The following is a 23,992-nucleotide window of genomic DNA, read 5'->3' as shown; positions in this document are numbered from 1 at the left end:
GGGTCGACCGGGTCCTTGCCCAGCGAGCCGGGGTTGTGCTCGGAGTGCCGCTTGCCGTCGGCGTCCGGCTCGGAGGCGCGCGTCGGCGGGTGCAGACGATGCGCAGCATCGGGGTTGCTGCTCCGTCCGCTGCGCTCCCGGAGCGGCGGGACTTCGTCCCTCCATCGGGCTTCCGCTGCGCTCCAGCCCGGACGGCGGGTCCGCTGCACTCCCCCGCCTGATGGCCCTTCCGGCTGCGCCTTCAGGACCGTTGGGGCCCGCTTCGCGGGCCAAGCTGGCTGCGAGAGGTGGGGGTTGCTCGTTCGTGTGGGTTCCAGTGTGCCGCGCGCATCAGGTTGATGCAGCATGTACCTTTGGCGGAAACTCGGGACACCCCCCAACCACCTGGGCGGGGCGCTCTTTTTGAGAAAGCATCAGCGGTGGTAGTTGGCCCACCACTTAGGCGAGGAATCACGAATTGGGAATGCTCGGGTCCAGCCACAGAACGGTACCTCGGATATCGGAAACCCTGAAATTCCGGAGTGCGGAGGTACAGGAGCCGAACGGCCCCCAGGGCCGGGCGGCGGAACCACTCACCGGCACCGGCCACGCCTCCGTGCTTTTGAACGTCACGGCCGGCACTACCCGAGACTCAGAGCCGCTGCTGACGCCTACGGTCCGCGCGGGACCCACGGAGCCGCACGCGAGGCCGCGCGCGCCACGACGGGGTCCGGCCGGCACTGCTGACGCTGCTGCTGATGGGCGGATCCCACGGCGTGGCGGTGCTTGATCCGGACGGGCGAGATCCGGTATCACGCGCGCGCACGCTCTAGAGGTAAGAGCCGCGCGTTTCCGCAGGTCAGCGAGCCGCGTTCGGAAAGATATGTCAGCCCTGGACTGACATATCTCGGTCGGGATGTCAGACGATCCTGACTCATGAACACCGTTTCGTGGCACTACTGCCACGAAACGGCTTGCGGTGCGTCAGAGACCGCTCGTCGGTGGTCGACGGCGAAGGTCAGTCCAGGGCTGACGTTCGGGTGACTTTCGTGGCGGCGCTGCCGCGTTTTGGTGGCACTACTGCCACGGTTCTCCGCTAGGGTGCTGACGTCACGACGATCAAGGAGACAGCGACTCCATGAGCTCAGGGCCCCTGGACGGGAGCGCAGCGCCGAAGCTGCCTGGTGCGCCGTCCCGTCGTCGGCGCCGTCCGAAGCCTCCGCCCACCGCGTACAACCGGGCCTCCGGCTCCACGATCGAGCTGCCTGCCGGCCACGCCGCTCAGGTCTTCCCGATCGGCGCCAGCACGGGCTTCATCGGCGAGGCGTTCTCCATGGACAGCCTAGAGTTCATGCGCTGGGCCGCCGTGCGGTACGACAGCGACCGGTTCGTCCTGGTGGTGCTGTTCACCCTCATGGGGTCCCAGAAGCCGGGCGGCTTGATCGAGGCGACCCACGAGGACGTTGCCGAAGCTCTCGGGTACAGCCGGCCTCACATCAGCCGGGTCTTCAACGTCCTGGAGGCCGACGGCGCGCTCCGACGGCTCCAGCGGGGCCTGTACCAGCTGAACCCCGCCGCGTCGCTCAGGGGAGGGCTCAGGGAGCCGCGCAAGGGTGAGAAGAAGCGTTCCAAGGCGGGTATCGGCGACAGGGTGGAGCAGCTCGACCTGTTGCGCGAGATCATGGAGGACCCGGACGCGCCCGAAGCATTCCGGGCGATGGCCGCTCCTGGCGCGAAACTGGCAGTGCGCAAGGAGTCGGATGGGGAAGGGAAGGCCACGTCATGACGTCCGCTGCCGAGGAATGGGTTCCGCGCCGCAACGTGCTGTGGGGCAGCTTCAACGGCCTCGCGTACGTACCGCGGCTTCCTCCCACCGCCTACACGCTGCTGCTGCACATGATGACCGAGCAGGAGCCCGGCGGCCTGGTCGTCGCTACCCACGACGAACTCGCCCACGGCCTCGCCATGGAGCGCGGCATGATCAGCCGCGCCATGCCGCACCTGGTCGCCGCCCGGCTCGTCACCGTGGTCCGCCGCGGACGCTTCCAGCTCCACCCGATGATCGCCGCCTTCAACGACCCCCGCGAACAGCAGCGCGCCATCAAGGCCCTGCCGAAGGACATGCGGCTGGACGTCGGCGACTTCGAAGATGAGTACGAGCGCCGCTTCCAGCTCCACCTGGACGAAAAGGCCCGCAAAGCCGAGGCCAAGGCGAAGGGCAACGTTACGCCCATCACGAAACCGCCCCGTCTCAAGCGCGTCCACTGACCCGGCCGCCCGGCCGCCCGCCCGGGTGACACGGCGCTGCACCCCGTCGGTGCGGCGCCGTTTCTCGTGTTCGGAGCGGTACACCGTTGCCCTGGAGAGGAAACGGCGGATCGGCGGCAGCAACCGCGACGGCGTAGGTGCAGCGGCAATCCGCTGCACGGTGAGGGCGCCTTGCTGCCCGAGCAGCAGCCCTGTGCCGCCTGGGCCGTGCGAATGCTGCGCAGCACCCGTTGCTGCACCACGGGAGGCCCCTGCTGCATCCAGCCCGGCGACCAGCAGCGCAAGCAAAGGTCCGCTGCCGCGCACTGGCCTGGTTGGGCTAGACCTCGATGTAGGCGACGACCACCACGGTGCGCAGCGCGGTGACGAAGTACAGGACGCGGACCTGTTCGACTTCGTCGGTGTACTGGCGCAGCTGGGGGCCGGCGGTGTCGGCGGGGAGTGGCTCGCCGACGTCGGGGTCGACGGAGATGACGACCAGGGCGCGGTCCAGGGCGTGGATCTCCGCCTCGTTGGTGATGTTCTCCAGCTGCTTGGCGGCGGAGTCGGAGAAGGCGATCCGGGCGCGGCGCGGGCCGTGCTGCGGGGGCATCAGGCGACGGCCGGGCGCTGGCGGGCGAGGCGGGCGAGGTGGGCTTCGCGCAGCTCCTCCCACGGGGTGCAGTCCTCCACCGAGGGCAGGCCGTTGGTGGCGATGTCCTCCAGGACGGCGGCGAACCGGTCGGCGTCGGCGCGGGTCTTGGCCGCGTACGCGCGCAACCCGTCGGCGGCCGCGGGCTCCAGCTGCTGCCGGGCAGTGTCGGCGGAGGCCGGCTGTTCGCTCATCGAGGGCTCCAGAGGGCAGAACTGGCGGGTCTCACCACGGTATCGCCGGGCAACCGGGCCGGGGACCACTCCGGAAGAACCCAGCCAGCGACTACTCTCCGTACTGCTCCCGAGCGCGCGTGAGCCCGACTCCCGGCTGTCATGCTCCCCCGCTCGAAATCCAGCCTGGAAGCCCCTACAGGCGCCGAGAAGCGGACAAACAGGCACGTATTCGTGGCGGCGTGACACCTGGCGTGACGCTTTTTCGGGGGAGCGTGACACTTCTGTCACGCTCACTCTCTGTCAGCGTGACACGGCCCGAGTGCCCTGTGACAACGAACCCGGACCGATTGCCACCGAAGTTGGACCGGCAGTCGTTCGTGACAGCGAAGTTGGACCGCTGCAGGTCAGACCCCGGGACGCTGGCCCAGCAACTGCAGGGCCAGCTCCGCCTGTTGACTGGTCAGGGCTGCCAGCAGTGGACGGGGCGTCAGAGGCTGCTGGCATGCTGCGGTCGTGCCGTATCGAGACCACCCTTACGAGTTCAAGATCGAAGTTCTTGACGCCTACGAGGCCGCGCCGTCCGGCACGAGGAAGGACGTGCTGAAGCAGTACAGCCTCCACGCTTCAACGGTGATCAGGTGGCGAAAGGCGCGAGAGAGCGGAGAGCTCCAACCGCCGACCCCCAGGGAGCCGATCCGTTGTGTCGCGGTCGGTGGACGGTGCCCTCGGGAGGCGAAGGAGTACAGGACCCTCAAGCTGTGCCGCCGCCACTACTACCAGGTCTGGCGTAACGGGATGACGGGCTGCTCACAATGCGGTGCTTACACAGAGCCGAACCGTCGCGAGTGCGATACCTGCATCGGGGCAGAGTTCAAGGAGTACGGATTCGACTTGATCGGCACCTACGTGAACACCCATATGCCAGTCGCGGTTAAGTGCCGAGAATGCGAGAAGTCCTTCCCGATTCGCCTGAACAATCTGCGTGAAGCGCAGAAGCGCGGCACTCGAGGATGCGCCAGTTGCCTCAGGCTGACCGACGAGCAGGCACGCGAGATCCTCTCTCAAGCGGGACTCCGCAAGGTTGGACCGTTCCTTACTACGCGCGTGCCGGTCGACTGCATCTGCACCCGGTGCAATCAGCCATATCGTGCACGGGTTAGCCACATCCACTATCGCCTGCAGCGCGGGCTTCGGGTTTGGGGCTGCCAGCCCTGCGCACTGCAGGCGATCCGGGTGGTCGAGCTCACCGAGCAGGAGGCTCTTGAAGAGTTCTATGAACTCGGTGTGAAGGACGTGAAGGGCTGGGTCAACGCAGGCACGGCGGTCGAAGGGCGCTGCATCCATTGCAACAGGCGCACCACGCCACGACTCACGGTTCTCCGACGGTCCAGCACCGGGGTGGCCTGCGCCTCGTGCAACGGCCGAGGATTTTGGAGTATTCCTTCACTGCGCAAGAACAGTAAGCTCGCTGAAGCACCCGCGTTCATATACATCTACGAGTTCACCGACTTCGACGGAACCTTGTTCCATAAGGTCGGAATCACACGCGACAGCAATGGGTGGAGTGGCCGCCTGGACGAGCACGAGCGCTTTGAAGGCGAGCCTGTCCAACTCGCCAGTGCCACCCGCATCGTGTGCCGCATGGCTGAGCTTCTAATCCTCAGGCATGTCGGCCCGAATGCGTACGAGCCCTCGGAGGACAGACTGGCTGCGGGCCATAGTGAGTGCTATCTACCGCAGGGGGTGATCGACCTGGAAGCCTGGCTGAAGATCGCTACCGCCAAGCTGGAGGAAGGCGAATGACGTGACCAGCCCCGAGATCACATATCCAGGGCAGTGGCCTCCAGCCCGGGGCAGGGGCGGCCCGCCACCGCACCAACCTCTACTGTGCTGGCAGCCAGGAGTGGGGATGGTTCCTGTAAGGCCCGGGCGCCGGACCCCACCCGAGTCCGCCGCCAGCAGGCGGAGCTGGCCCTGCGGCTGCTGGGCCAGCGTCCCGGGGTCTGACCTGTAGCGGTCCAACTTCGGTGGCAATCGGTCCGAGTTCGTTGTCACAGGACACCGAGAGAGGCCAGCTTGTCTCGGAGCGGGCGCGAGCGAGAAACGCGGCGAGGGCTCCGGCGGCTTCGGGTTCGCTGGTGGAGAGCCGGGCCGCGAACGCCAGCTCGTCGACGCTGGCGCCGGGGACCAGGCGGGCGAGTTCGGCGAGCAGCGCGGCGTGCGCGAGGACCAGCGGCGGGAGAAGGCCGGCGGCGGCCTCGCGGGCGGCCGGGTCGCGGTAGTGCCCGAGATGCGCGGCCAGGGCGTGGGCGAGCCAGGCGTCGACGTCGGCCTGGACGTACCCGCCGGCTCGCCGGGTCAGCTCGTCGCGCACGGCTTCGTCCCCGTCGCGGGGCTCGGTCTGCTCCAGCGTGCTGAGCTCGCGCAGCGCCTGGAGCTCGTCGACGCGGGCGGCGATGCGCTGCGCCTGGTGTACGGCTGCCTCGCGTTCGGCGGCGGCCGCGGTTTCGGCGGCGAGCTCGGCCCGGACGACGTCGTCGGTGTCCGGGTCGTAGACGGTGCCCGGCGCGGCGGCGGCGAGCAGCTGCGCCAGGCGCTCCCACTCCGCGAGCTCCGCCCGGCCGCGGACGTCGTCGGCCAGGTCCTCGTGCCGTGAGTCCTGCCGCGCGTCGAACCAGGCGTCCTCGAGGGCGCGTGCGACGGCGCCGGCGTCCATGCCCTTCGCCCGGCGCCGTACGACGCGGCGGCCGATGCGGGCGGGGTCGGCCGGCTCGCGGGGCGCGGCGAGCGGACGGCGGGCGGTGCGCCGGGGCGTGGTCATCATCGGCCTCGTATTCGTGGTGCGGACTGGGAGCGGGCCGCCGCCAGAGCGCTGTACGGCGGCCCGCCGATTCGTTTTATAGCAGGCCCGGAATTCCACCGTGTCAGAACCGGAAATCTATGGATTGGACGTGCGTGAAATCCGCGCGCAGGCCATCGGCCCGGGTGCCCCATTCCGTGAAATACGACTCGGTGATGGCCTCAGCGACGATCGGATGCAGGTCTTCCTCCGTCGCTCCGGCCTCCTGGAGTTCCAGGATCTGCTTGGCGTAGGTGGGTGAGATCGGGGTGGTGATGGTGCGGATGCGGCCGTCGTCCGAGCTGCCCGTGCAGGTGAATCCGAAGTACGCCGTGACCTCCACCATCATGCCGCTGGAGGTGGCCGCCTGTTGCCGTGCCTGTGCTCTGACCTGCGGTTGCCACTCGGATTCGGTCTCCTCCACCAGGGCCGCTTGGAGGCGCTTCTGCGGGGTCGTCAGCTGTCCAGCGAGGTACCGCTGCACCGTGCGGCGTGAGACACCCAGGCGCTCCGCCAGGGCCTTGGTCGACCCCTTCGCCCGCGTGAGAAGGAATTTCACCTGTGCCTTTGCGGATTTCGGCGCGGGCCGGGTGAACACCTTCCGCTCCGCCCGTGCGAGGGCCTCCAGAACCTTGCCGCGGCGCGGGGCCGGCTGCTGCTCGTCATCGCTCATGCCACCAGGGACCACGGATCACCTGTGGACAGACGCCTGGATCCCACGCCCAAGTCGCCTGCCGACGCCGGTGAGACGACGCAGCTCAGTTGGCAAATCAGCACGCTTGTTGGCAAACGTCGCTGATGTTGCTGCGTGGTTGCTCTGCGGAGTGATCGTGGCTGCTGTCAGAGTCGTGGGGATCGGCGGCGTACAGCGCCGGTGGCTGTCCACGGTGCGATGAGCGCGGCGGCCACGGAGACGGCGGCCAGGAGGCAGAAGAGTGGTCCGTAGCCGCCGAGCGGTACGGCCAGGGCGGCGCCGGCGAACGGTGCCAGAGCTGCCGCTGTGGTGGCCGGTGCCGCGAGGAGTCCGGAGAGTCGGCCGTAGTGGGCGGTGCCCCAGCGGTCGGTGACGGCGGTGGCCTGGAGCAGGGTGAGGTTGCCGCGGACCATGCCGGCCACGACCGACACGACGATGAGCAGGCCGTACGGGCCGGGGGCGGCAGCGAACGCGGCGGTGGTCAGGCCGCCGAGGGCGATCAGGATCGTGGTGCGGGCTGTTGGGGTGGTGCGGCGCGCGAGCGCGGCGTACAGGGTGCGGCCGAGGGTCTGTCCGGCGCCGCCGATGCCGAGGGCCCAGGCGGCCTGGCTGGTGGTGTACCCGTGTTCCAGGAGGAGCGGGACGAGGGCGATGACGACGGCGTACATCGCGAAGCTGGACAGGGTGAAGGCGGCGGCGAGCAGCAGGAAGGGCCGGCTGCGCCCAACGTTGGCCGCGCCTGCGGTCGTGTGTGCCGGGGTGGTCGGGGCGTCGGGCCAGGGTGCGCGCAGTGCCAGGGCGTGGGCGGGGATGGTGACGGCGGCGAGGATGCCGGCGAGGACGAGGTAGGTGTGGCGCCAGGACAGGTGGTCGGCGAGGGCCGCGGTCAGGGGTGCAAAGACGGTGGAGGCGAGCCCGCCGGCGAGGGTGACGACTGTCAGGGCGCGTATATGGTCGGGGGCCCACCACCGGGTGAGGGCGGCGAAGGCGGGCTGGTAGAAGGTGGCCGCCATCGCGAGCCCGGCCAGAGCCCAACCGGCGATGAAGACCGGGACGTTCGGGGCCGCGGCCACGATCAGGAGGCTGACCACGCCGAGCACGGAGCCGGCGGTCATGACAGTGCGCGGGCCGCGCCGGTCGAGGATGCGCCCGACGCGGATCCCGGCGAGGGCGGAGACGACGAGGCCGAGCGAGAACGCCGCGGTGGTCGCCCCGGCCGGCCAGCCGGTCGCGGCGGTGATCTGCGGGTTGAGGACGGGGAAGGCGTAGTAGACGATGCCCCAGCTCACGATCTGCGTGGCGCAGAGAGCGGGCAGGGCGGCGCGGGGCCGCGACCGGTCCCCCGATCCGGTCGCGGCCCCGCGCTGGCGGGTGCTGGAAGTGGTCACGAGCCGCAGCAGCCGCCCGCCGGTGCCGGCTCGGCGGCGGCCGGTGCACCGAGCTGGATGAGCTGGGGCGCCGGGGCGCAGCAGCCGCCGCCGGTCTGGTCGGTCTCGGGGGTGTCGAAGAGGCCGGCGCCGCCGCACACGCCCGTTTCGGGGAGGGTGAGTTCGACGCGTTCGGCGGAGTCGAGGTCGTCGGCGAGGGCGGCGGCGACGGAGCGGACCTGCTCGTAGCCGGTCATCGCGAGGAACGTGGGGGCGCGGCCGTAGGACTTCATGCCGACCAGGTAGATGCCCTGTTCGGGGTGGGCGAGTTCGCGGTGGCCGTGGGGGTAGACGGTGCCGCAGGAGTGCTGGTTGGGGTCGATCAGCGGGGCGAGGGCGACCGGGGCCTGGAGGCGCTCGTCCAGGCCGAGGCGGATCTCGGAGAGGAAGGACAGGTCGGGGCGGAAGCCGGTCAGCACGATGACCTCGTCCACCGCGTCCAGGCGGCGGCCGTCCTCACCAGCCAAGATCAGGCGGCCGTCGCCGTCACGCTCGATCGCCTCGGTGCGAAAGCCGGTGACCGCGTCCGCGTGGCCCTGGTCGACGGCGGCCTTCGCGGCGAGGCCGAGGGCGCCGCGGGCGGGGAGCTGGTCGGCTTCTCCGCCGCCGAAGGTGGAGCCGGAGATGCCGCGGCGCAGGATCCACACCGCCTTCGTGCCCTTGCCGTCGTCGGCCTTGGCCAGGTCGGCGAGGTAGGCGAGCGCGGTGAAGGCGGAGGCGCCGGAGCCGATGACGGCGGTGCGCTTGCCCGCGTACCGGGCGCGCAGGGCCGGGTCCTTCAGGTCCGGGACGCGGTAGGTGATGCGGTCGGCCGCCGCGCGCTCGCCGAGTGCGGCAAGTCCGCTGCCGCCGGCCGGGCTGGGGGCGGTCCAGCTGCCGGAGGCGTCGATGACGGCGCGTGCGAACAGCCGTTCCTCGGCTCCGTCGGTATAGGCGACGTGGACGACGAAGGGCTGGGTGTCGCGGTCGGCGTCGACGATGCGGTCCCGGCCCGCCCGGGAGACGCCGGTGACGCGGGCGCCAATGCGGACGCGCTCGCCGAGGACGTCGGCCAGGGGCTGCAGGTACTGCTCGGCCCAGTCGCCGCCGGAGGGGTAGGTGGCCGGGTCGGGCCGCGTCCAGCCGGTGGGCGCGAGGAGCTTCTCGGCGGCCGGGTCGACCACTTCGCCCCAGGTGGAGAACAGCCGGACGTGCGACCACTCGCGCACCGCCGCGCCGGCGGTTGGTCCGGCTTCCAGGACCAGGGGTTCGATGCCGTGGTCGACGAGGTGGGCGGCGGCGGCCAGACCGGCGGGTCCGGCTCCGATCACGAGGACGGGCAGCTCGGCGGTGGCAGGCAGGTTCACGGCGACTCCTTGCGTGTTTCGATATTTGTCGATGGGTTGCGCCGCCAGCATGGCGCCTGTATCGATAGACGTCAACATAGATATTCGTCGAATCCGGGGGTTCATTCATGGAGCACGTTGACGTCGCCGTGATCGGCGGCGGCCAGTCCGGCCTTGCGACCGCGCACGCTCTGCTGCGACACAGCGTGACGCCCGTGGTGCTGGAGGCGTCCGGCCAGGCCGCCGGGTCGTGGCCGCGGTATTACGACAGCCTCACCCTCTTCTCGCCCGCCTGGTACAGCGCACTGCCCGGCATGCCGTTCCCGGGCGGTGATCCGGACCGCTACCCGCACCGGGACGAGGTCGTCGCCTACCTGTCCGCGTACGCCGCGCACCTGGATGCGGACATCCGCACCGGCCACCGGGTCGCCGCCGTCCGGCGCGGCGACGGCGGCTTCGAGGTGGAGCTGGCGGGCGGCGGCCTGCTCGCGGCCCGGGCCGTGGTCGCGGCCTCCGGCACGTTCGGCCGGCCCCACCGCCCCGCCCTGCCGGGCCTGGAGACGTTCACCGGCACGCTGCTGCACGCCGCCGAGTACCGCAGTCCGGAGCCGTTCGCCGGGCAGCGGGTCGTGGTGGTGGGCGCGGGGAACTCCGCCGTGCAGATCGCCGCCGAACTCGCGAAGGATGCCCGGGTCACGCTCGCCAGCCGCGCGCCGGTGAAGTTCATCCGCCAGCAGATCGCCGGGCGGGAGCTGCACTTCTGGCTGCAGCGCACCGGCCTGGACACCGCCCCGCTCGGCGGCCTGCTGCGCGAGCCCCCGACCCAGCCCGTCATCGACGACGGCCGCTACCGCGCCGCCCTCGCCCAGGGCGCGCCGGACCGGCGACCGGTGTTCACCGGCGCCGAAGAGACGAAAGTGGTCTGGGCGGACGGAACTCGGGAGGAGGTCGACGGGATCGTGCTGGCCACCGGCTACCGCCCCGACCTGCCCTACCTCCCCGGCCTCGACGGCGCCCTGGACGCCGCCGGCCGCCCCCGGCACCGCGGCGGCGCCGCGCGCGCCGTGCCGGGCCTGGCCTTCGTCGGGCTGGAGTGGCAGCGCTCCCTGTCCTCCAACTCGCTGCGCGGCGTCGGCCGGGACGCCGCCCACATCGCCCGCCACCTGGCGGCCCACCTGCGTCGGCGGTGAGTTTCCGCCCCCTCGCCCGGCTGGTTCGACGTGTGTGAACATAGACGTATGTCGAATGCGAAGGTGCTGCCGCTGCTCGAAGCCGACGGCCAGGGTGCGGTGCCGTGCTGCCCGCCGCTGACCGAGCGCCCGTTCACCGCGGAGGAGGCGGAGACGGCCGCGCGGATGTTCAAGGCCCTCGGTGACCCGGTGCGGCTGCGGCTGTTCTCAGCGGTCGCCTCGCACGAGGGCGGGGAGGCGTGCGTGTGCGACATCTCCGACGTGGGTGTCTCCCAGCCGACCGTCTCCCACCACCTGAAGAAGCTCAAGGAGGCCGGGCTGCTCACCTCCGAGCGGCGCGGCACCTGGGTGTACTACCGCGTGGAGCCGTCGGTGCTGGCCGCGATGGGCAAGCTGCTGACCACCGCCGCCGCGGCCTGACCACCGCCGGCCAGGAGAGGGACGGCGTCGTGTCCGTAGCTTTCGGCTCGTCGAGCGCGGTGATTCTGCCGCTGGCCGCCGAACAGGTCCTGGCGATCTATCAGGCCGGTATCGATGAGGGCAACGCCACCTTCGAAACGAGCGCTCCGACCTGGGAGGCGTTCGACGCCGCCAGGCTGGCCGGGCACCGTTTTGCCGCGCTGGACGAGGACGGGGCGGCGCTCGGCTGGGTCGCTGCCTCCCGGGTCTCCGACCGGTGCGCCTACGCCGGCGTCGTCGAGCACTCCGTCTACGTCCACCCCGCCGCCCGGGGCCGCGGCATTGCCTCCGCCCTCCTCAAGGCGCTCATCGATTCCACGGAGTCGGCCGGGATCTGGACCATCCAGTCCGGGATCTTCCCCGAGAACGCCGCCAGCCTGGTCCTGCACCAGTGCCACGGCTTTCGCGTCATCGGTACCCGCGAGCGGATCGGCCGTCACCGCGGCGTCTGGCGCGACGTCGTTCTCGTCGAACGCCGCAGCAGCACGGTGGTGTGAGCGGCTGCGCCACGAGGCCCGCCCTACGTCTCCTGCTTTTGCTCAGTCGTTCACGTCGGCCGTGCCGTCTTCGAGGGCGCGGTTCCATCCTTCGCTGTAGACCCGCAGCTCTTCCTCGGACAGTTCAAGGTCACCGTGTACGCGCACCGTGCTGGTGTCCCACGGCCGTCTCCCGTCATGACGCGGGGTGAGCAGCACTCCCAGGGTGGAGGATTCCTCTGTTCGGCCGGTGCGCGAGGTCACTTCGTGGTGCCGCAGCTGCACGTACGCGGAGAAGCCGGCCTGGATGACGGGGTCGAAGCGGGTGGCGGCGCCCACGATGAGCTGGCGGGTGCCGTCTTCGTCGAGCATCCGCCGAAAGCGCCACTTGCAGTGCTCGTCGGGCACCTGCGGCACGTCGCGCAGCATGTCCAGCAGCAGGTGGCCCCACTCGGCCCGGGCCGATACGGGCAGGCGGTCGAGGTCGGAGAGGACCGTGAAGCGGTTGGCTTCGGTCAGGGAGTCGCCGAGAGGGCTGAGGGCTATGTCCTCCAGCATGATGCGGGTCATGAGGTGGGCGTTGGTGCCGTCGGCGCCGGCAGGGGCCTGCGGCAGTTGCGGTGTGGAGAACAGCGTGCCGCCCGCTTCCACCAGCTCGGTGTCGATGTCCGCGGGCGGCGTGGTGGCGTCTGTAGCGGCGAACTCGTAGTAGCGCACCGGCTCCTGACCGAGCGGTATGGGAGGTTCGGCGGCAGCGCGGAAGAGGTAGTCGAGCACGGCGGTGGTGGAGCGCAGCTGGTCGAAGAGGAAGTCCCAGTCGCGACGGGTCAGCGCGATGGCGGGCATGCCGACCGGCTGCCAGGTGGCCACGGTGTTCTCGGGAACCTGCGGGTGGTCCAGCAGGAACACCGCGATCCATGCGTAGGCGTTGCCGTCGACACGCAGCGTCCGGCCGCGGCCGTTGACCATGTCGGCGGGCACCATGCGCAGTTGCCGGACGGTTCCTTTGGCCTGGCTCATCGCCTTGGCTGCCACCTTCTGGATCCAGCCCGCTTCCTGAGCATCCGGCTTGGGTGTGATGGTGCGGGCCTTGACCTGCACGACCGCGCCGCGCTGGCCGGCGAGGAGCAACCGGTCGCCCAGCTCTCGCCGGCCCGAGCCCTTGGCCGCGTGCGCTGCCTGCTGGAACACGAAGTCGGGCAGGCCCCAGGTGGCCGCGGCGGTATGGGCTGCCGCTTCCGCGCCGGCTCCGTGGTCGACATGGGACGGCAAGGGCAGCGCGGGCGGTATGCGGCGCAGGTGCGGCCCTTGGGGCGTGTCCACGATGAGCGTGAGGCCGCTGGGGTCGTCGTCTTCCACGAACCGCCGCAGGGCGGATGAGGGCTGTTCGGTCACAAGGGTTCATTAGACGCGCTGGACGGCCCCCGGCGCCCCGGAATTTTGTTCTCCGCCCCTCAGCGGACCAGGTCGCGGATCTGCCGGGCAGCGTCGCGGGCCGTCCGGCCGACGCCGATGAGGGTGGCCGAGGCCGGCCCGGTCCAGTCGCCGTAGCCGAGCAGGTGCAGCCGCGGCTCGCCGAGGGCGCGGGTGCCGTGGGTCGCGATGTGCCCGCGCCGGCCACGCAGGTTCAGCGGGGTGAGGTGGGCCAGGACCGGGCGGAAGCCGGTGCACCAGATGACCGCGTCCGCACCTGCGTGGCTGCCGTCGGCCCAGCTGGCGCCGCCACTGGTGAGCCGGGAGAACATCGGTTTCACGGTCAGCAGTCCGGCGTCGCGGGCGGCGCGCACGGGTGGAACGGCGACGATGTCGCCGAGCGAGGTGACGCCGCCGGTGTCGGTGCGGCCCTCGTCCAGGGCGCGGCGGCGCGCGGTGGCGACGTCGAACAGGGCGCGGCCGTCGATGTCGTCGGCCAGGAACCGTGGCGGGCGCCGGGTCGCCCACGTCACCTGGACGTCGCCCGCCAGGGCGAGGTCGGCGGCGATCTGCGCGCCGGAGTTTCCGCCGCCGACCACGATGACACGCTGGCCGGCGAAGTCGCCGGGGCGGCGGTAGCCCACGGTGTGCAGCTGCCGGCCCTGGAAGACCTCGCGTCCTGGGACAGCCGGCAGGAAGGGGCGTGTCCAGGTGCCGGTGGCGCTGATGACCGCGCGGACCTGCCAGGTGCCAATGTCGGCCTGGATGCGGAGGAAGGGCCCGTCGCGCTGCACGGCCTGGACGAGAGCGCCGCGCTGGACGGGAAGGTCGTACCGCTTCTCGTAGTCCGCGAGGTACGCGACCACGTGCGAGGCATCGGGATATGTCTCACCGGGCTGGGGCGGCATGAGCCGGCCGGGCAGGGACGAGTAGGCGGCCGGGGAGAACAGGTGCAGGGAGTCCCAGGTGTGCTGCCAGGCCCCGCCCGGCGTGGACTGGCCGTCGAGGATGACGAAGTCCACGCCCAGGCGGCGCAGGTGGTAGCCGGCGGCGAGCCCGGCCTGACCGCCGCCGATCACCACCACCTGCGAGGCGTTCGTCATGCGGCCGACCGCTCCTCGGCCGTCCGACCGGGCATGAAGATCAGCCCCACCAGGGCCAGCCCGACAACCGCGCCGACGAGCTGCATACCGATGAAGCCCGCGACCGAGCCGGGCGCGATGCCCGCGAACGTGTCGCTGAAGGCACGGCCGATGGTCACCGCGGGGTTCGCGAAGGAGGTCGACGAGGTGAACCAGTATGCGGCGCCGATGTAGGAGGCGACCGCGACGGGGGCGAACCGCAGCCGGTCAGTGCGGGCCAGGCCGAAGATCAGCAGGATCAGGCCGGCCGTGGCGACGACCTCGCCGAGCAGCAGGTGCCCGGCGGACCGATCGCGGGTGGACCACTCCACCAGCGGCTCGCCGAACATCGCGTCCGCCAGGATCGCGCCCGCGATCGCACCCACGATCTGCGCGGGGACGTAGACCGCCGCCTCGCGGGTCATCACCCCCGCGCCACCGCGCCTGCCCGTCCACCACTCGGCCAGCGTGACAGCCGGGTTGAAGTGCGCGCCGGAGACCGGGCCGAACAGGAGGATCAGGACGCCGAGGCCGAAGACCGTGGCCAGGGAGTTGGCCAGCAACTGCACCCCGACGTCCTTCGTCAGCTCGGTGGCCTGGATACCGGAGCCGATCACCACCGCCACGAGGCTCGCGGTGCCGACCAGTTCGGCGGTGGCCCGGGCGGCCAGCGGCCTGCGGGGCGGGGTGGCGCCCGGAGCGGGCTGCGGCTCGGCCGCGGGTATCGCCGACTCCGCGGCGGACTCGTGCGTGGCGGTCAACAAGGACTCCTTGGTGCAGTCGCCGTGGAGGCGAGGGATCAGGGGCAGGACCGCTTGTTGTCGGCGGCCGTGCGGGCGGACTCGGCCAGATCGGCGAACTGGCCCGCGAGGGAGGCGATGACGTCCGCGCGCAGCTTGTAGTAGGTGAACCGGCCGCACGGCTCCGTCTCCACGACCCCGGCCTCGCGCAGCACTCTCAAGTGGTTGGAGAGGTTGGTCTGCTTGGCACCGGTTTCCTCCACCAGGTGGGTGGTGCACAGCGTCTCTTGGGCGAGCAGGGTCACGATCTGGAGCCTGAGCGGGTCGGCGAGCACCCGGATCAGATCAGTGTCGACTGACGTCAGCATGCGCTGATATTCTCACATCAGTGGTGACTGACACCACCCGGTGCTGATGTCATTCGCGCCTGATGTCGTCATGAGACAAGAGAGACCTCTGATGTCCGACAAGCCCTCCGTACTCTTCGTCTGTGTCCACAACGCCGGCCGTTCTCAGATGGCCGCCGCGTGGCTGACCCACCTGGCCGGGGACCGCATCGAGGTCCGCTCCGCCGGTTCCAACCCGGGCGAGCACGTCAACCCGGCCGCCGTCGAGGCCATGGCGGAGGTCGGCATCGACATCTCCGCCGAGACCCCGAAGATCCTGACCATCGACGCGGTCAAGGAGTCGGACGTCTGCATCACCATGGGCTGCGGCGACACCTGCCCGGTCTTCCCCGGCAAGCGGTACCTGGACTGGCAGCTGGACGACCCGGCCGGCCAGGGCGTCGAGGCCGTCCGCCCGATCCGCGACGAGATCAAGACCCTGGTCGAGGGCCTGATCGCCGAGATCGCCCCCGAGAAGCCGGAGGCCATGGCGTGAGCGGCATACGCGACGTCGTCATCATCGGCTCCGGCCCCGCCGGATACACCGCCGCCCTCTACACCGCCCGCGCCCAACTCAGGCCCCTGCTGTTCGGCAGCTCCATCTTCGTCGGCGGCTCCCTGACGACCACCACCGAGGTGGAGAACTTCCCCGGCTTCCCCGAGGGCGTCGACGGCCCGGTCCTGATGGAGAACATGCGGGCCCAGGCCGAGAGGTTCGGCGCCGAGATGATTGACGACGACATCGTGTCCGTCGACCTGACCGGCGACATCAAGCTGCTCACCGATTCGGTCGGCACCGTGCACCGCGCGAGGACGGTGATCCTCGCGACCGGTTCGGGCTACCGCAAGCTCGGCCTGCCGAACGAGGAGGAGCTGTCCGGCCGGGGCGTCTCGTGGTGCGCGACCTGCGACGGGTTCTTCTTCCGTGACCGCGACATCGTCGTGGTCGGCGGCGGTGACACCGCCATGGAGGAGGCCACGTTCCTCACCCGCTTCGCCCGCTCCGTGACCGTGGTCCACCGCCGCTCCACGCTGCGCGCCTCGAAGGTCATGCAAGACCGGGCCTTCGCCGACGACAAGATCTCCTTCGCCTTCGACAGCGAGATTGCCGAGATCAAGGACACAGGCGGCATGCTGGGCGGTGTCGTGCTGCGTGACGTCCTCACCGGTGCCACCCGCGAGCTGGGCGTGACCGGGCTGTTTATCGCCATCGGCCACGACCCGCGCACGGAGCTGTTCAAGGGCCAGCTGGACTTGGACCACAACGGCTACATCAAGGTCGCCTCGCCCTCCACCCGTACGAACATCCCCGGCGTCTTCGCTGCTGGCGACGTCGTCGACCACACCTACCGCCAGGCCATTACTGCCGCCGCCAGTGGCTGTGCGGCTGCCCTGGACGTAGAGCGGCATCTCGCTGCGCTCGCCGACAGCAGCGAGGAACTGGCTTCGGCCGCTGCCGTGGCCTGACGTGCGGGGGCTCAAGGCGACCCGCAGTGCAGAGCCGTCCGGCCCCCACGCTGCACTGAGCGACTCAGGTTCGAGCCCAACACCCCCTTCACAGAACGTACGTTCGACATGAAGGATAGGGTGATTGATCGCGTGTCAGTTCGGCACGTCGCTCGTTAGGCAGCGCAGTCGAAGCGCGAGTGGGCACGGGCAAGCGCTGATGGTCCTTGTCCACCCGCGACGGGAGGGGACCGATGGGCGATCGCAGCACGATCGAGTGGACCGAGGCGACCTGGAATCCCACCACGGGATGCGACCGCGTCTCCTCCGGGTGCGACAACTGCTATGCCCTGGTCTTATCAAGACGCCTGAAGGCCATGGGCGTTGCGAAATACCAGGTGGACGGTGATCCCAGGACTTCCGGTCCGGGTTTTGGTCTCTCCCTGCACCCGAACGCACTGGACATCCCGCGTCACTGGAAGGCCCCTCGCATGGTCTTCGTCAACTCCATGAGCGATCTGTTCCATGCCAAGGTGCCCCTGGACTTCGTACGGCAGGTCTTCCAGGTGATCGCCGAGACGCCACAACACACCTACCAGCTTTTGACCAAGAGGGCCCGTAGGCTTCGGCGAGTGGCCGGCGAGCTCGACTGGCCCCCCAACCTATGGATGGGAGTCTCCGTCGAGAACGAGGAACACCTGGATCGCGTCGACGACCTGCGACCGGTCCCAGCCGCGGTGCGCTTCCTGTCCTGCGAGCCGCTCCTCGGCCCCTTGACCGGTTTGCGGTTGGACGGCATCGGCTGGGTCATCGCAGGCGGGGAGTCCGGGCCCCAATATCGGCCCGTGCAAGAACAGTGGCTGGTCGACATCCGCGACGCCTGCAGCGAGACCGGCGTGCCCTTCTTCTTCAAGCAATGGGGCGGCCGCTCGCCTAAAGCAGGAGGCCGCGAACTTGCCGGGGCCACGTGGGACGAGATGCCTCCTCGGCTGGCGATGACAACGTAGTAACGGCCAATCTTCAACAGACGCCGTGCGCGCTCTGGTGACATTTGGCAACGGTGTGTGACCCTCTTCCCAGTGGGCCGTTTGGAGCGGGGGGAGCCGTCATGGCCGTGCCGAAGGACGCCGTGTGGGAACGCGATCCGCACACGGCAGCCAAACACGACTTACTCAAGCAGTACCTGGAGGCATGGGCGCCGATCCTGCTGTCTCGGAACGATGTGATCACATACGCCGAGGGCTTCGCGGGAGCGGGCGTCTACCAGAAAGGCGAACCTGGTTCTCCGGTGATCGCTTACGACGTCTTCGCCGAGGCTCTTGAAAGAATGCCGAAGCGCATGCGCTTGATCCTCACGGAAGAGGATCCCCGGCGCGCCGAGGAACTGAAGCGCCAGATGGCACTCGTCCGCGCGAAGCACACAGACGACATCGCCAAGCGGCTGCAAGTAGACATACAGCACGCCGACTTCCACCCTGTCCTTTTGCAGAAGCTGAGGACCGTAGGCGCGTTAGGGCAGCCCCTCTTCGTCCTCCTGGACAGCTTCGGCGGACCGGACATCCCGTACTCGCTACTGCGCGAGCTAGGGCTCTGGCGCAGCACCGAAGTAATGGTGACCTTCGGGCCCACCTTTCTCACCCGGTTCGCCAAGAATGACAACGGCCACCGCCAACGCGGTGACGAAGCGTTCGGCTCCCAGGACTGGCGCGCCGTCTTCGAGCAGCCTTCCGCGCAGAAGTTCACGTTCCTGCGCGAGCAGTACCGGAGGACCCTGCGCGAGGCCGGCTTCTCCCACACGTTGTACTTCGAGATGGTCGACGAGGGCAGCAGAAAGCTCTACCTGATCTTCGGTACCCAGCACGAAAAGGGGCTGGAGAAGATGAAGGACGCCATGTGGAAGGTCGACCCTTCACACGGCGTCCGCTACCGCGACCCCAAGGACACGCAACAGCAGATGCTCGACCTCGAATTCGAGCCGAACACAGCTCCCTTGCGAAGGATCCTGCGAGACGTCATAGCCGAGTCGCCCACAGGGCGGACAGTGCCGGAACTCAAGAGGTACACCCTTCTGGAGACCGTCTACCGTCCGACTCAAGTGATCAAGGTCGTACGCCAACTGCGTGACGAAGGCACCGTGGCAACGGAGCCCCACGCCATCAACACCAAGACGCGGGTGACCATGGCACCGAGCCGCCTCAAGGCAGCTCCGACCGGTGAGCAGGGCGCCCTCTGGTGAGCCGCCACTGTCGCAAGCACTCGGCAGCCATGCGTCCGCGAGGGCACATCGAGGGCACATGAGCCTGAGAAACGGTGCCGAGCAGTGAAAACTACTAAGAGTCGTTCCCGCAGGTCAGCGCGTATACCGCCAAGAAGCCCCAGGTCAGCGCCCCGTCTCCTCCAATCGCTGCACGAGTGGCAGGACTTCTCGCACCGGCTGCACGAAGCGGGACGTCAGCCGTATTGCCTGGTGTGGCCCTGATCCGAGGCTTCACGCATACCGGGCGGGGCTTTCGGGTCCCGCCCTCTTTATGTGCCGAAAGGGGCCGTCAGGCGGCCGGACCGCATTGCGGGCACATGGGTGTCGCCCGGAGCGTCGGTGCACCACCTCGGGCGGTGTCTGTTCCCTCGCGGCGGGCCCACAGATCGAGGCGGTCCCGCAGCGGCTGCCGCGGCAACCGTCCCTGGACGTCGAGGAGTTCCTCTGGTTCCCGGTGGGCAGGACAGCCCGCGGGCGGGGCCGCGAGCCCCGGCCTCCAGGCCCAAGGGGGTACGGATGTCCGTTGCGGAAGCCGTGGGGGGACCGCGCCGCGAACCGGCCGGCGCGCCGCACGGGCCCGCTGTCGGTCGTACCGGTCTCCGCCTCATACGGCTTCGTGATTGGCGTCGCGGTCTCCTCCTCCCCGCCCTGTAGAGCTGACCCCTTGGGGCTAGGCGACGGGTGGTCAGTACGGGCCCGTGGGCCCGGTGGGGTCGTAGGAATAGAGGTCAGTGGCCGAGGTGCCGCAGGCAGTCCTCGAACGTGGCGTGGGTCGCGTCCGCGGGGCTGGCGTGCCGGTTGTACCAGGCGGTGTCGAGGCGCGACTCGCGCTGCTGATGGCCCGCCCGGCAGCGCAGCCAGATCTGGTCCCGGGTGGAGAGGACGAGCCAATCCCGGTACGCGCCGCACCCGGCACAGGCGACCATCTCGCCGTCGAGGACGATCGGCTGCTTCCAGGGCATCATCCGGCCGTCGAGCTGGTCGTGACTCGGCACGCGCAGCTCCGGTGGGAGGAAGTCGTCCACCAGCGCGACCGGTTGGATGGGCTGTGGTTCAGCCCGCATCCGTTCGACCTCCGGCGGCACCTGGCCCTCCAGCCGCGCCCACATCTCGAAGTGCTGGCGCTGCATCTCGCTGGGCTCCGCCGCGTCGCGGCGGCGGCGTATTCGTTCGAACACCCTGACGTTCTCCCTCGTCTCGTCCTGCACGCGTCATGATCGTGTCCTGACTCCCCGGCCTGCTTCAATTCACAAAGTCCACAGTCACGACCGCCCACGCCGGTGCCCGGGCCGTCCCGGTGTTTGCCGGCCCGCCTGGCGTGCCGGACGCTCCGCTGCCTGAGTGTTGGTCACCTTGTCGCTGGTGTCGGCGGGCAGGCCGGCAGTCCGCCGCAGCCGCCACACGAGGACGTCGCTGACGGACTCCGCCGTGTCGAGTTCCCGCCCTCCCGCGGCGTCGCCCAGAAGGGTGGCCGGGTCGTGGCCTGCGGCTTCGACGTCGGCGAGGGTGGCGGCGAGCGCCCACCAGCCGGGCTCGGCGAGGATCTGCTCGGCTAGCTCCGGCACCGCTTCGCGCAGCACCGACGTCTGCCGCTGGACCACAGGGCGGCCCAGGCGCCGGCCGCGCTGGTAGAGCGCGCCGAGGGGGTGGGCAGCGGCTGCCTGGTAGGCGGAGCGCAGGTGTTCGGCGGCCTGGCGGGCGGCGGCGGCCTGCTGCGCGTGCCCCTTCCTCGCGTGCCAGTGGACGGTAGCGGTGATCAGGAAGAACAGCATGTCGATCGCCATCGCGGTCGTCGCGCCGTCTTCGCCCCGCCCGAGGGCCGGGCCACCGTGGACGAGGTCGCGGGCGGCCTGCCGCAGTGCCCGGTCGTGTCCGCGCTCGGCCCGGACGTGGGAGCGGGAGGCACGTTCGAAGGCGAAGGCGGCGTCACGCAGTTCGCGCCGGGTGTGGGCGGCGGAGGTCGCCGCGAGGGCATCCAGGACCTCCCCGGCCGCCGCGATGTACGCGGCGGCGACCGCATCGTCGCCGTGCTCGACGATCGTGATCGCGGTCCAGACGGCTGATGTGGTCCGCCGGCGGGCGGCGGACGGGCTGTCCGGTGCTGTGCCGACGGGAGCGTTTGTCGAAGTGTCCTGGTTGCCGATACCGGCGGCCCAGCGCTCCCGGACTCGGGGCAGCGACAGGTCCGGGGCGAGGCGCGCGCCGGGGTAGAACACCGGCTCGTTGTCCTTGTTGCGGTCGTCGGGCAGGGCCACCTTGTAGCCGAGCAGGTCGCCGGAGGGGGCGACGCGCTTGCGGATCAGGAGCCCGGCGGCGGCCAACCTGTCGAAGAACTCGGTCTCGCTCGTGGCGCCGGCCACCGCGCGGCGTACGGTCTCGCGCAGTTCCTCCCGCGCGGTGCGCTCGCGGCCCTGGCGCTCGGCCTTGTGGCGTTCGGCGCTGGTGGGGCGCTTCGCGGCGGTGCCGTCGCCCTTGTTGAGGCGGCGCAGGCCCAGCTCTGCTTCGAGGATGCGGGCCTGGGCCTGGACGCGGGCGGCGTCGTGGTCGAGGTCGGGCTTGTAGCCGTCTTCGCGGACGAGGGTGGCGACGATGTGGATGTGATCGTCGGCGTGCCGGACGGCCGCCCACCGGCACCCGGCATCCTGCTCGGGGTCGTCGATGCCGGCGGCGGCGACCATGCGGCGGGCGATGTCACCCCATTCCTCGTCCGTCAGGATCCGGTCCTCGGCACCGTTGCGGACGGACAGGTGCCACACATGCTTCTTCGGCCGTTGCGCCAGGTCGATGTTCTCGACGGGCTGGTCCAGGAGTTGCTGGAGCTGCTGGAGGGTCGTGGCGGCGTCGCGGCCGGGGTCGGGAGCGTTGTGGTCCCAGGAGGCGACCAGGTGCGGGTCGGTGTGCTCCTCGAACTTGCCCGGCCCGTACAGGTAGTACAGGAGGCCGATGGTGCGCTGCCCGCGCTTTTGGATCCGGGGAATCATGGTGCTGTCCTCGACCGATTGATCAATTGGGATGGTCAGTGGGAAGGGGGGCGTTCCAGGTCCTCGTGGCGGGAATCCGTCACGGTTGAACTGGCCAGCGCCGCTTGCTGACTGGTGGGAGTTCTGCTTGGTGCCGGCGCGACGACGCCGGCCGATCGGCGACGGTGGCGTCGGGGGTCGGTTGCGTGTCTGCTGGAGTTGCGTACGGCGCTGAATGCCGCGTACCTGGTCGCGATGGAGGAGACGGGACGGGACCTCCTTCGCGTGCTGAGCACCACGGCGGCCGAGGAACGCACAGGAGCCGCCGTAGCCTTTGCCGGCTTGGCTTCAACCTCGGCGGCACCCGGCAGCGGATCCACGTCCTGGCCTTGACGGATGGGGTCCAGGCTGCCGACGCAGCCTTCTACGGTCTGCGGGGTGATCGCGACTGCGTGGTCACCGCCGGCCAGCGGGACCTCCAGGGCCTGAGTGCCGTGAAGGACGAGGTCGGGACGCTGCGTGACCGGGTCCGAGAGGTTGTGCGACGCGACGTCCGCGACCTGCCGGCCAGCAGCGACTCGGGGACGGTGTGAGCTGCGCGATCACCGCTGTTCCAGCAGGCGGTCGGTGGCCGCCTGCACGCGGGTCACGGCGCGCTGGACCGCGGCGACGACCGCGTCGATCTCCATCGGCCGGCCACCGGAGTTGATGGCACGGGCTACCTGATTGAGGTTGTTGCCGACCTGCCCGAGGTGCCGGCGGGCGGCGAACAGTTCGGCGACCAGCTCGCGATGGCCGGCGACCGCGGCGGCGGTGTTGTCGAGGTCGTGCGCGGCAGCGAGACCGCTGCGGGCCAGGAAGGCAGGCAGGCTCGTACGGGTCGCGCTTGCGGCGGCGGCGAGCAGGTTCTTCTCGTCGCCGTTCAGGCGGACGCTGCACACGTAATCACGTTTGTGTGCAGGCGGCTTCGGCGAGCGCTTGCGCGAGGTCTTCTTCGCGTCGCGGCGCTTGCGCGGCGACGGCTTCTCCTCCGGCTGCGATTCGCCCCTGGTCGCTGCCTCGAGGACCAGCACCCCCCGGTGCTGGTCCGCTCCCGCCACCCCCGGGGCGGGCTCTGGCCAAGTCGCCTTCCCCGACGGGGAAGAGTGTCTTGACCGATAACTTGCTCGCCCCGAGACCGAGTTGAGGTCCCGAGCAGGTTCCGGGGTGGTGCCGTTCTCGTTCGGGTTCGTCATCGGGTGCGGGCCCTAGTGGAGCGGATACGGTGCTGGATGGTGGCGGCCAGATCGACGATGTCGGCCGGCCCCGCGAGGACGTGGACGGGGCCTTCGGCCTCGGGTTGGACGAGCCACTGGCCGTTCGGGGCGAGGATCGCGGCGTGCAGGAGTCGTCGGCGGACCAGGACGTTGGCCCATGCGCAGGCTTCGATGGTCGTGTGCACGGACGAGCGTGCCGGACGGGGAATCACGGGGTGCCTCCTGGAGCAGGGGCGGCGACCCGGCATCGAGCCGGGCCACCGCGGGCGATAGATGCAACGACCTGCAGATTTGTGGGTCAGCCGCACTCGGGGCAGCGTCCGACGTGGCCGCTGAGGGCCCTGGCCATCCGGGCCTTCGTAGAGGCGGCGTACTTCGCGCTGGACTTCGCCGACGGCATGCCGGCATGCCGCTCGGAGTGAGCGCTCAGGAAGCCGATCTCCCGTTCGTACTCCTCACGGAGGGACGCGAACCGCGGGCAGGTCTTCATCGGGTGCTGCTCCTTGTCTTCGTGGTGGCGTCCTCGCTCCGCAGTTGCTGGAGAACGAGGCTCAGTCGGTCGTTCCGGCCGCCCTTGAGGCCCTCGCGCCGGATGATCTCCCTCAGCTGGACCCGGGTCACGGCTTCGTTGCCGTCCCGTTCGAGCAGGGCCGGTACGTGAGGGCGGACCTGCTCGACGAGGTGCTCCACGGACTGCTCCGGCTCGAGCGGCGGACGCTGCGTCTGCGGACTCCGAGACCTGCTCCGCTTGCCTACTCTGCTCTCGGCCTTCGAACTCGGCTTCCGCTTGAGGGGGACCTTGTGCCCCTGGTCCCCGGTGGTGTCGGTCCCCGTGTCGGGGGTGCTCGGTCCCCGGTCCCCGGTGGTGTCGGTCCCCGTGTCGGGGGTGCTCGGTCCCCGGTCCCCGGTGGTGTCGGTCCCCGTGTCGGGGGTGCTCGGTCCCCGGTCC

27 protein-coding genes and 1 pseudogene are annotated in these 23,992 nt (G+C 70.0%); 11 read left to right on the top strand and 17 right to left on the bottom strand.

Annotated features, from left to right (window positions below):
- A partial coding sequence (locus AB0I73_RS29515; protein ID WP_363042379.1) for a hypothetical protein occupies positions 1-209 on the bottom strand: 209 nt, incomplete at its 3' end.
- A gap of 908 nt (positions 210-1,117) precedes the next feature.
- Here AB0I73_RS29515 and AB0I73_RS29510 point away from each other — a divergent pair.
- Positions 1,118-1,765 (top strand): helix-turn-helix domain-containing protein, encoded by a 648-nt coding sequence (locus AB0I73_RS29510; protein ID WP_363042377.1) that lies wholly within the window; start codon positions 1,118-1,120, stop codon positions 1,763-1,765.
- Positions 1,762-2,247, top strand: coding sequence for a hypothetical protein (locus AB0I73_RS29505; protein WP_363042375.1), 486 nt, complete (start codon positions 1,762-1,764; stop codon positions 2,245-2,247). The genes AB0I73_RS29510 and AB0I73_RS29505 overlap by 4 nt, the downstream gene beginning before the upstream one ends.
- 319 nt (positions 2,248-2,566) lie before the next feature.
- Here the strand turns inward: AB0I73_RS29505 and AB0I73_RS29500 are convergent, their stop codons facing one another.
- Both AB0I73_RS29500 and AB0I73_RS29495 read right to left on the bottom strand, forming a co-directional pair.
- Entirely contained in the window at positions 2,567-2,839 is a 273-nt protein-coding gene (locus tag AB0I73_RS29500) for a hypothetical protein (protein ID WP_363042373.1), read from the bottom strand.
- Positions 2,839-3,072, bottom strand: coding sequence for a hypothetical protein (locus AB0I73_RS29495; RefSeq protein ID WP_363042371.1), 234 nt, complete (start codon positions 3,070-3,072; stop codon positions 2,839-2,841). The genes AB0I73_RS29500 and AB0I73_RS29495 overlap by 1 nt, the downstream gene beginning before the upstream one ends.
- Positions 3,073-3,567: 495 nt before the next feature.
- Here AB0I73_RS29495 and AB0I73_RS29490 point away from each other — a divergent pair, with 495 nt between their 5' ends.
- Positions 3,568-4,857: a hypothetical protein gene (locus AB0I73_RS29490; RefSeq protein ID WP_363042369.1), complete on the top strand. Its 1,290-nt coding sequence runs from the start codon at positions 3,568-3,570 to the stop codon at positions 4,855-4,857.
- 79 nt (positions 4,858-4,936) lie between these two features.
- Here the strand turns inward: AB0I73_RS29490 and AB0I73_RS29485 are convergent, their stop codons facing one another.
- The 4 genes from AB0I73_RS29485 to AB0I73_RS29470 form a co-directional block, all read right to left on the bottom strand.
- Positions 4,937-5,878: a hypothetical protein gene (locus tag AB0I73_RS29485; RefSeq protein ID WP_363042367.1), complete on the bottom strand. Its 942-nt coding sequence runs from the start codon at positions 5,876-5,878 to the stop codon at positions 4,937-4,939.
- Between the two features lie 100 nt (positions 5,879-5,978).
- Entirely contained in the window at positions 5,979-6,566 is a 588-nt protein-coding gene (locus AB0I73_RS29480; RefSeq protein ID WP_363042365.1) for an HTH domain-containing protein, read from the bottom strand.
- A 167-nt stretch (positions 6,567-6,733) separates the two neighbouring features.
- The gene (locus AB0I73_RS29475) at positions 6,734-7,975 is read right to left on the bottom strand and encodes an MFS transporter (RefSeq protein WP_363042363.1); all 1,242 of its coding nucleotides are present in this window, start codon (positions 7,973-7,975) and stop codon (positions 6,734-6,736) included.
- Positions 7,972-9,360: an NAD(P)-binding domain-containing protein gene (locus AB0I73_RS29470; protein WP_363042361.1), complete on the bottom strand. Its 1,389-nt coding sequence runs from the start codon at positions 9,358-9,360 to the stop codon at positions 7,972-7,974. The genes AB0I73_RS29475 and AB0I73_RS29470 overlap by 4 nt, the downstream gene beginning before the upstream one ends.
- Before the next feature lie 107 nt (positions 9,361-9,467).
- On the opposite strand from AB0I73_RS29470, the gene AB0I73_RS29465 reads away from it, so the two are divergent.
- From AB0I73_RS29465 to AB0I73_RS29455, 3 genes are read left to right on the top strand one after another with little or no spacing between them, the layout of a single operon-like run.
- Positions 9,468-10,529 carry an NAD(P)/FAD-dependent oxidoreductase gene (locus tag AB0I73_RS29465; protein WP_363042359.1) on the top strand — a complete coding sequence of 354 codons (1,062 nt, stop codon included), beginning with the start codon at positions 9,468-9,470 and terminating at the stop codon, positions 10,527-10,529.
- Between the two features lie 48 nt (positions 10,530-10,577).
- Positions 10,578-10,949: a metalloregulator ArsR/SmtB family transcription factor gene (locus AB0I73_RS29460; RefSeq protein ID WP_363042357.1), complete on the top strand. Its 372-nt coding sequence runs from the start codon at positions 10,578-10,580 to the stop codon at positions 10,947-10,949.
- Positions 10,950-10,978: 29 nt separating this feature from the next.
- On the top strand, positions 10,979-11,485 hold the full coding sequence (locus tag AB0I73_RS29455; RefSeq protein ID WP_363042355.1) for an N-acetyltransferase family protein: 507 nt from the start codon (positions 10,979-10,981) through the stop codon (positions 11,483-11,485).
- A 42-nt stretch (positions 11,486-11,527) separates the two neighbouring features.
- Here AB0I73_RS29455 and AB0I73_RS29450 read toward each other — a convergent pair whose 3' ends face one another.
- Genes AB0I73_RS29450 through AB0I73_RS29435 form a run of 4 tightly spaced genes read right to left on the bottom strand, consistent with a single transcriptional unit; the run spans position 11,528 to position 15,106 of the window.
- A complete protein-coding gene (locus tag AB0I73_RS29450; RefSeq protein WP_363042353.1) occupies positions 11,528-12,859 on the bottom strand; it encodes a hypothetical protein in 1,332 nt (443 codons plus the stop codon).
- A gap of 59 nt (positions 12,860-12,918) precedes the next feature.
- Positions 12,919-13,980, bottom strand: a complete 1,062-nt coding sequence (locus AB0I73_RS29445; protein WP_363042351.1) for an ArsO family NAD(P)H-dependent flavin-containing monooxygenase — start codon at positions 13,978-13,980, stop codon at positions 12,919-12,921.
- Positions 13,977-14,759, bottom strand: a complete 783-nt coding sequence (locus AB0I73_RS29440) for an MIP/aquaporin family protein (RefSeq protein WP_363042349.1) — start codon at positions 14,757-14,759, stop codon at positions 13,977-13,979. The genes AB0I73_RS29445 and AB0I73_RS29440 overlap by 4 nt, the downstream gene beginning before the upstream one ends.
- A 38-nt stretch (positions 14,760-14,797) precedes the next feature.
- The gene (locus tag AB0I73_RS29435) at positions 14,798-15,106 is read right to left on the bottom strand and encodes a metalloregulator ArsR/SmtB family transcription factor (protein WP_363042347.1); all 309 of its coding nucleotides are present in this window, start codon (positions 15,104-15,106) and stop codon (positions 14,798-14,800) included.
- 91 nt (positions 15,107-15,197) lie between these two features.
- Between AB0I73_RS29435 and AB0I73_RS29430 the strand changes: the two genes are divergently transcribed.
- The 4 genes from AB0I73_RS29430 to AB0I73_RS29415 all read left to right on the top strand — a co-directional run bounded on the left by AB0I73_RS29430 (position 15,198) and on the right by AB0I73_RS29415 (position 18,806).
- Positions 15,198-15,620, top strand: coding sequence for an arsenate reductase ArsC (locus AB0I73_RS29430; protein ID WP_363042345.1), 423 nt, complete (start codon positions 15,198-15,200; stop codon positions 15,618-15,620).
- Complete coding sequence (trxB, locus tag AB0I73_RS29425; protein ID WP_363042343.1) at positions 15,617-16,591, top strand: thioredoxin-disulfide reductase; 975 nt, start codon at positions 15,617-15,619, stop codon at positions 16,589-16,591. Before AB0I73_RS29430 ends, trxB begins: the two co-directional genes overlap by 4 nt.
- A 233-nt stretch (positions 16,592-16,824) precedes the next feature.
- The gene (locus AB0I73_RS29420) at positions 16,825-17,577 is read left to right on the top strand and encodes a phage Gp37/Gp68 family protein (RefSeq protein WP_363042341.1); all 753 of its coding nucleotides are present in this window, start codon (positions 16,825-16,827) and stop codon (positions 17,575-17,577) included.
- A 101-nt stretch (positions 17,578-17,678) separates the two neighbouring features.
- A complete protein-coding gene (locus AB0I73_RS29415) occupies positions 17,679-18,806 on the top strand; it encodes a three-Cys-motif partner protein TcmP (protein WP_363042339.1) in 1,128 nt (375 codons plus the stop codon).
- Positions 18,807-19,555: 749 nt separating this feature from the next.
- Here the strand turns inward: AB0I73_RS29415 and AB0I73_RS29410 are convergent.
- A complete protein-coding gene (locus tag AB0I73_RS29410) occupies positions 19,556-20,005 on the bottom strand; it encodes a hypothetical protein (protein WP_363042383.1) in 450 nt (149 codons plus the stop codon).
- A gap of 84 nt (positions 20,006-20,089) precedes the next feature.
- Positions 20,090-21,808 (bottom strand): relaxase/mobilization nuclease domain-containing protein, encoded by a 1,719-nt coding sequence (locus tag AB0I73_RS29405; RefSeq protein ID WP_363042338.1) that lies wholly within the window; start codon positions 21,806-21,808, stop codon positions 20,090-20,092.
- Between the two features lie 368 nt (positions 21,809-22,176).
- Between AB0I73_RS29405 and AB0I73_RS29400 the strand changes: the two genes are divergently transcribed.
- A complete protein-coding gene (locus tag AB0I73_RS29400; protein ID WP_363042336.1) occupies positions 22,177-22,380 on the top strand; it encodes a hypothetical protein in 204 nt (67 codons plus the stop codon).
- Between the two features lie 9 nt (positions 22,381-22,389).
- Here the strand turns inward: AB0I73_RS29400 and mobC are convergent, their stop codons facing one another.
- The 4 genes and pseudogenes from mobC to AB0I73_RS29380 form a co-directional block, all read right to left on the bottom strand.
- Positions 22,390-22,860 carry a plasmid mobilization relaxosome protein MobC gene (gene mobC, locus AB0I73_RS29395; RefSeq protein WP_363042334.1) on the bottom strand — a complete coding sequence of 157 codons (471 nt, stop codon included), beginning with the start codon at positions 22,858-22,860 and terminating at the stop codon, positions 22,390-22,392.
- 158 nt (positions 22,861-23,018) lie between these two features.
- Positions 23,019-23,255 carry a hypothetical protein gene (locus tag AB0I73_RS29390; protein ID WP_363042332.1) on the bottom strand — a complete coding sequence of 79 codons (237 nt, stop codon included), beginning with the start codon at positions 23,253-23,255 and terminating at the stop codon, positions 23,019-23,021.
- Positions 23,256-23,341: 86 nt separating this feature from the next.
- Positions 23,342-23,533, bottom strand: coding sequence for a hypothetical protein (locus AB0I73_RS29385; protein ID WP_363042330.1), 192 nt, complete (start codon positions 23,531-23,533; stop codon positions 23,342-23,344).
- A pseudogene (locus AB0I73_RS29380) lies at positions 23,530-23,992 on the bottom strand (hypothetical protein); the annotation flags it as partial. The pseudogene AB0I73_RS29380 and the gene AB0I73_RS29385, both read right to left, overlap by 4 nt.

This window comes from Streptomyces sp. NPDC050388 (assembly GCF_040655635.1).
Lineage (GTDB): Bacteria > Actinomycetota > Actinomycetes > Streptomycetales > Streptomycetaceae > Streptomyces.
Note: the sequence above shows the minus strand (reverse complement) of the source record. Positions and strands in the feature narration are given on the sequence as shown.

What these genes read in the sequence shown, in the direction of transcription:
- AB0I73_RS29415 (WP_363042339.1), top strand. Translation starts at nt 17,679, where the DNA reads ATGGCCGTGCCGAAGGACGCCGTGTGGGAACGCGATCCGCACACGGCA.
- AB0I73_RS29430 (WP_363042345.1), top strand. Translation starts at nt 15,198, where the DNA reads ATGTCCGACAAGCCCTCCGTACTCTTCGTCTGTGTCCACAACGCCGGC.
- AB0I73_RS29465 (WP_363042359.1), top strand. Translation starts at nt 9,468, where the DNA reads ATGGAGCACGTTGACGTCGCCGTGATCGGCGGCGGCCAGTCCGGCCTT.
- AB0I73_RS29485 (WP_363042367.1), bottom strand. Translation starts at nt 5,878, where the DNA reads ATGATGACCACGCCCCGGCGCACCGCCCGCCGTCCGCTCGCCGCGCCC.
- AB0I73_RS29495 (WP_363042371.1), bottom strand. Translation starts at nt 3,072, where the DNA reads ATGAGCGAACAGCCGGCCTCCGCCGACACTGCCCGGCAGCAGCTGGAG.
- AB0I73_RS29435 (WP_363042347.1), bottom strand. Translation starts at nt 15,106, where the DNA reads ATGCTGACGTCAGTCGACACTGATCTGATCCGGGTGCTCGCCGACCCG.
- AB0I73_RS29445 (WP_363042351.1), bottom strand. Translation starts at nt 13,980, where the DNA reads ATGACGAACGCCTCGCAGGTGGTGGTGATCGGCGGCGGTCAGGCCGGG.
- AB0I73_RS29500 (WP_363042373.1), bottom strand. Translation starts at nt 2,839, where the DNA reads ATGCCCCCGCAGCACGGCCCGCGCCGCGCCCGGATCGCCTTCTCCGAC.
- AB0I73_RS29505 (WP_363042375.1), top strand. Translation starts at nt 1,762, where the DNA reads ATGACGTCCGCTGCCGAGGAATGGGTTCCGCGCCGCAACGTGCTGTGG.
- AB0I73_RS29460 (WP_363042357.1), top strand. Translation starts at nt 10,578, where the DNA reads ATGTCGAATGCGAAGGTGCTGCCGCTGCTCGAAGCCGACGGCCAGGGT.
- AB0I73_RS29510 (WP_363042377.1), top strand. Translation starts at nt 1,118, where the DNA reads ATGAGCTCAGGGCCCCTGGACGGGAGCGCAGCGCCGAAGCTGCCTGGT.
- AB0I73_RS29385 (WP_363042330.1), bottom strand. Translation starts at nt 23,533, where the DNA reads ATGAAGACCTGCCCGCGGTTCGCGTCCCTCCGTGAGGAGTACGAACGG.
- AB0I73_RS29405 (WP_363042338.1), bottom strand. Translation starts at nt 21,808, where the DNA reads ATGATTCCCCGGATCCAAAAGCGCGGGCAGCGCACCATCGGCCTCCTG.
- AB0I73_RS29420 (WP_363042341.1), top strand. Translation starts at nt 16,825, where the DNA reads ATGGGCGATCGCAGCACGATCGAGTGGACCGAGGCGACCTGGAATCCC.
- AB0I73_RS29480 (WP_363042365.1), bottom strand. Translation starts at nt 6,566, where the DNA reads ATGAGCGATGACGAGCAGCAGCCGGCCCCGCGCCGCGGCAAGGTTCTG.